The sequence below is a fragment of the Pontibacter rugosus genome (assembly GCF_042678745.1).
Classification (GTDB): Bacteria; Bacteroidota; Bacteroidia; order Cytophagales; family Hymenobacteraceae; genus Pontibacter; species Pontibacter rugosus.
Map to the genome: position 1 here is coordinate 1 of NZ_JBHTLD010000286.1, position 5,048 is coordinate 5,048.

The 5,048-nt window shown below is 45.8% G+C and carries 6 protein-coding genes; 4 read left to right on the forward strand and 2 right to left on the reverse strand.

All coding sequences use genetic code 11. From position 1 onward, the window contains the following. A partial coding sequence (locus ACFQ2O_RS19895) for a hypothetical protein (protein WP_377532174.1) occupies nucleotides 1-634 on the reverse strand: 634 nt, incomplete at its 3' end. Nucleotides 635-758: 124 nt separating this feature from the next. Between ACFQ2O_RS19895 and ACFQ2O_RS19900 the strand changes: the two genes are divergently transcribed. Continuing rightward, nucleotides 759-2,135: a GDSL-type esterase/lipase family protein gene (locus ACFQ2O_RS19900; protein WP_377532176.1), complete on the forward strand. Its 1,377-nt coding sequence runs from the start codon at nucleotides 759-761 to the stop codon at nucleotides 2,133-2,135. Between the two features lie 65 nt (nucleotides 2,136-2,200). Here ACFQ2O_RS19900 and ACFQ2O_RS19905 read toward each other — a convergent pair whose 3' ends face one another. Next, entirely contained in the window at nucleotides 2,201-2,884 is a 684-nt protein-coding gene (locus ACFQ2O_RS19905; RefSeq protein WP_377532178.1) for a dienelactone hydrolase family protein, read from the reverse strand. 237 nt (nucleotides 2,885-3,121) lie between these two features. Between ACFQ2O_RS19905 and ACFQ2O_RS19910 the strand changes: the two genes are divergently transcribed. The 3 genes from ACFQ2O_RS19910 to ACFQ2O_RS19920 form a co-directional block, all read left to right on the forward strand. Further along, on the forward strand, nucleotides 3,122-3,796 hold the full coding sequence (locus ACFQ2O_RS19910) for a hypothetical protein (RefSeq protein ID WP_377532180.1): 675 nt from the start codon (nucleotides 3,122-3,124) through the stop codon (nucleotides 3,794-3,796). A gap of 161 nt (nucleotides 3,797-3,957) precedes the next feature. Further along, nucleotides 3,958-4,641: a deoxyribonuclease V gene (gene nfi, locus ACFQ2O_RS19915; RefSeq protein ID WP_377532183.1), complete on the forward strand. Its 684-nt coding sequence runs from the start codon at nucleotides 3,958-3,960 to the stop codon at nucleotides 4,639-4,641. A 79-nt stretch (nucleotides 4,642-4,720) separates the two neighbouring features. Beyond that, nucleotides 4,721-5,048, forward strand: a 328-nt coding sequence (locus ACFQ2O_RS19920; RefSeq protein ID WP_377532186.1) for a GxxExxY protein, incomplete at its 3' end; no start/stop codon positions are given.

Below are 5,048 nucleotides of genomic sequence, written 5' to 3' on the forward strand. Positions count from 1 at the left end.
CTAAATATCCTAGAGCTAATATAATTTCTTTTTGATTTAGAAGCCATGATTGATTTGTATAAACTTGATCGGGTAGTGATGCTGGTAACCATACCCCTAACCCTTTTATCCATGAAGTAGACACACTCTTATGAAAAAATGAGTCGAAATACTGCAAACATAACACCAGAAGCACAGGCAGGTAATAATAGATCTTCCTTACTTTTTGCTCCTGCTCATTCATCACCCTGAACTTATAAATTAGGCTGTCGATTGACAAACGGGTATTAACAGGAAGAAGCAGCAGCATGAAGCTAACACCTATTAGGGCAGCATCAAAGTGATACTTAAGAGATGTTAAGGAGGAAAAGAAGACCAAAACCAATACATAATTTATCAATGCGGCGGCTCTTGTCTTGAAACCAATTAATAGGCCAAACACTAACACTCCCATCCATGCCACCAAAACAAGAGAAAAACTTAACTGTGACTCGACCAAATAAGGAATAGGATCGAAATACAAATGGCGGAAGTAGAATAGCTTGCCTACCTCAACCAATAAAATAACGCTGATGAAGATCCTAAATACGCACAGTCCGAAGCCCGTTACTTTTGTTCGGGCAAAATCTTCGATTCTAAAATAAAAGGGGAGCATAAGATTAAATTCAATCCTGTTTTAAAGTTACTAACGTTAGTAACTTTAAAACAATGCGACAATATACTTATTGTGGCTCATAATACAAACCAAACACATTGTCACTTACCCTTAGCATCCTTCTATGAAAAAAGTACCTACTACCAATATATATCGCTTGCTCTTCTTTCTTTTCACCTTCTGTTTTCTTGATGCGGCACCGGCCTTTGCGCAGTTTAAGATCATGACGTTAGGGAACTCCATCACACAGGGAAATACTGATTTTCCCGGCTACCGCTATCACCTTTGGAAGATGCTCTTGGATGAGGGAATAGATGTTGAACTGGTGGGCTCGCATACAACAAATAACGAAGGCGACCCTGCTGTAAAGGGCACGACTTATAATGGCAAAGTATATACCAACCGTAACGAAGGGCACTGGGGCTGGAGCACAGATGAAGTGCTAAATGGAAGAGACGGACAGGGTAACTTAGCAAGCTGGCTGCAAGGTTATACACCAGATTTTGCACTCATACACTTAGGCACTAACGACATGTTCAAGCAATGCGAAGCAGGAGAATCTCCTGATAAGGCTTGTTATCAGGAAACAATAAATGAGCTAAGGGAAGTCATAAGGCAAATAAGAACCAAGAACCCAGCTGTAACGATTCTCTTAGCACAACTTATTCCGGCTTATGCAAATAAAGTGGGCACCGATGCCGCTTTTAACATTCAAGAACTAAACCGGCGCATACCAGTTTTAGCCAATGAGTTAAATACAGATGATTCGCCTGTTGTGGTTGTGGACCAGTATACTGGTTTTGATCCTTACTTTGACCCAGACAACCCTAGTAATAATAAAGACACCTGGGATGGGGTTCACCCAAACACAAGTGGCGAATTGAAGATGGCCCGCATATGGTATGCTGCGATAGATCCTGCTATTACACCTCAACCCGTAGAACTCTCCTCCTTCAGCGCGCATAGCACCTTAAACGGTTACCCACAGCTAGTATGGACTACAGCAAGCGAAACGGATAACGCTTATTTTGAAGTACAGCGCTCTGAAGATGGTACATCCTTCAAAGCAATAGCACAAGTAAAAGGATCAGGCACTACCGCAACAGCACAGCACTATACTTACACAGACACTACAGCGCCCGCAAGGCAGCTTTACTACAGGCTAAAGCAGGTAGATACAGACGGCACTAGCAGCTACTCTAAAGTAGTGCAGGTTCAGCTACGGGAAAGAAAGCAATCGCTCAAAGTATACCCCACCAGAAGTGGCGGAGCGCCTCATGTTACACTACTCCTTCAGCACAACCTGGCCACAGCAGAGGCCGACATACACATTTACACTTCGGAGGGCAGGCTGGTACATCAACTCGAAAGAGTTAGCAGTTCGGATGGACAACTCAACACCATTATACCTCTAAACAGGCTGCATGGAGCTGGCTTATATTTTGTGCGTGTCACAACAGCAGACAAAGTATACAACTCTGAGTTCATCGTGGAACATTAACTTGTGTATCTTTCCATTTGGTACCATCATAAAAGGGATGCGTTAAAACATCCCTTTTATGATTTTTATGGTTGATTCTGATGCAACGGGTGCTGCTTGCCGCGCTTCAGGTATTTCCTGAACCAGTCGGTGGCTAGCTGTGCCGCCATTTCCAGTGCTCCCGGTTCTTCAAACTTATGGGTTGCGTCTGGCACCAGTTCCACATCATGTATGGTTTGAATCTGGTTCTGAGCCTGAATGTTCATTTCCAGTACAGCTTCGTCTTTGCCACCTACAATTAGTAAGGTAGGCACCTGCAGGTCGGGCAACACAGCATCTGCAAGGTCTGGGCGACCACCGTAGCTAACCACTGCCTGTGCTATTTCAGAACCCTCGGCGGCGGCGGCACCGATGGCTGCGGCAGCTCCGGTATCGGCTCCTATGTAGCCAATGCCAAACTCCGCTGTTCGTGAGTCTTTCTGCACCCAATAAGTAGTTTGGATAAGGCGCTGCGTTAGTTTTGTAATGTCACGTTGCTTTTTAATATCCTGTGCCTCTTCTTCGGTGAGCAGGTCGAACAACAGGGTAGCGAAGCGGGAGCGTTGCAGGTGTTCCGCCACAAAGCGGTTGCTCTCCTGCAGCCTGCCATCGCCTGAGGCATAGGCAAAAATCACCAGCCCAAGTGCATCCTCCGGAATAGCCAGGTCTCCTACAAGTGCCACATCCTCCATATCGATGCGCACGCTTTCGTTAAATTTATAGTTTGTCATAGCTTGGAATTAAAGTTCGGGCAGCCATACAGCTGCATCCTAAGTTACGACCTCATCAAGGCAAAGTTCAGAAAGTATAACACTTGGGCTACTTTACGCCGTATCTTAAACTGAATTAGGAATGATAAACTAGGAATTAGGAATGGGTACAGTAGAGAAGCTATACTTGTGCATCCGTACTGATTGCTCAACCTTTTTCTCATACACGCATTCAAAATTCAGTTATCAAACATTCTTATGCGATACATTTTCCTACTTCTAGCATGCTCGCTGCTGGTTCTTTGCTCCTGCGGAACTGAGAACCAGCAGCAGGACACCTTGGGCAATACCAAGATAGACTCACTGCAGGCGGTGCAGGAGGAGCCTTTGCGCACAAGCTATTCAGAAGAGGCAGACACCGCCATTTTTGCACAAGCCTTCAATCAGTTTTTCAGCGCCATGCAGTCTGGAGACACAGTGGCTTTAAACAACTTTATTGACCCCAAACAAGGTTTTTGGGTGATCGAACAGCCTGGTGCTATGCCAGCTTACACGCATTATAAAGTTATACAGAAAGTACGGCGCAAGTATCAGAACAAACCATTTACAAGTATAACCGAGGAGGTAAAGCAGTGCCAGCTCGTGCAGCGCGAGGAGCTCCCTAACTTCGACTGCGGCGCTATGGATCAGGGCAGATCGGGATTTACTGAAGAAGGTTGCTTTTACACTACCCAAACCAAAGATTTCCGGCACACCGACATGTGGAAGTATGCCAACCTAAGCAATCAAAGGGCAGAGCAAGTACAGGACATGCAGGAGCAGGTAGATATCACCGTGCTGCACACCGCCACCTCCTACCGTTTCCACTTCGGCTACCGCAACGGCAGCTGGCGTTTGTTCTTCGCAGACCTCCGGGTACCCTGCAGCGCTTGATGGCAATTTTGAATAACTGAATAGCTGAATTTTGAATGAGTGGTTGAGTAAAAGTGAGTATGAGGAAATATGGCTGACCAGATAAGGGTACTGCACAAGCAAGGCACTTCCTCCGTACACCATTCAGTTATTCAATTATTCAGTCATTCATAATTATTCAAATGGCTTACTACAGAAACTTTAACGCTCCCCCACCCGACCCTAAGGTACTGGCTCGCCTGACCGAGCAGCAGCGCCAGATGCAGGAGCGCATTATACTTCAGAAACCAGACTTCGACCTGAAGCTCATAGCCGGCTGCGATTCCTCTTTTATTGGAGAAGATACCATCCTTTCGGCCTTTATACTTCTGTCTTACCCAGAGCTGGAAGTAGTGGAGAAAGTATGGCATCATGGGCCGGTGGAGTTGCCGTATATCCCCGGCTTCCTGGCCTTCCGCGAAGCGCCTAACCTGCTCAAGGCCTACGAAAAGCTGCAACAGAAACCTGACCTGATCATGGTAGATGGACACGGCATTTCGCACCCGCGCCGCCTGGGTATTGCCACGCACCTGGGCCTGCACCTGAACAAACCGACCATGGGTGTCGCAAAAAAAGTACTGGTGGGCAAGTATACCGAACCTGCCGCCACCAAAGGCGCTGTTTCTCCTTTAATTTATAAAGATGAAGTTATAGCTAATGTGCTCCGAACCAAGGACAAGGTAAAGCCAGTCTTCGTGTCGCCCGGCCACCTGATGGACCTGGAGTCAGCCACTGAAATAGCTATGGCCTGTGCTATTAAACACAAACTGCCAGAGCCAACGCGGCTGGCTGACCATTATGCGGCAGTGTTTAAGAAGCTTGTCTGAATCAGGATTTTCAGGATGTGTAAGGATGAACAGGATTTTCAGTACGAGTTATTTTAAGAATTTAAAATTTTAGAATTAAATGATGGAGTTGGATGAAGTAACTTATAAAGTAATTGGATGTGCGATGAAGGTGCATAACACTTTGGGCAGTGGCTTTCAGGAAGTGATTTACCAGCGTTGCCTGGCAATTGAACTGCAGCAGGCTGGATTGAACTTTGAACGGGAGAAAGAGCAGGTAATCTACTATAATGGCATGGAGGTCGGTAGCAGGCGGGCAGACTTTATAATCGAGAACAGCATTGTAGTAGAATTGAAAGCAATCATTAATCTAGAAGACATTCACTTAGCACAAGCCAAGAATTATACTGTTGCCTATAAGTTTCCTATTGGTTTGCTCATCAACTTCG

Bases quoted from the DNA above. Each gene is read 5' to 3' on its own strand.
- ACFQ2O_RS19900 (WP_377532176.1), top strand. From the start codon at position 759: ATGAAAAAAGTACCTACTACCAATATATATCGCTTGCTCTTCTTTCTT.
- ACFQ2O_RS19905 (WP_377532178.1), bottom strand. From the start codon at position 2,884: ATGACAAACTATAAATTTAACGAAAGCGTGCGCATCGATATGGAGGAT.
- ACFQ2O_RS19910 (WP_377532180.1), top strand. From the start codon at position 3,122: ATGCGATACATTTTCCTACTTCTAGCATGCTCGCTGCTGGTTCTTTGC.
- nfi (WP_377532183.1), top strand. From the start codon at position 3,958: ATGGCTTACTACAGAAACTTTAACGCTCCCCCACCCGACCCTAAGGTA.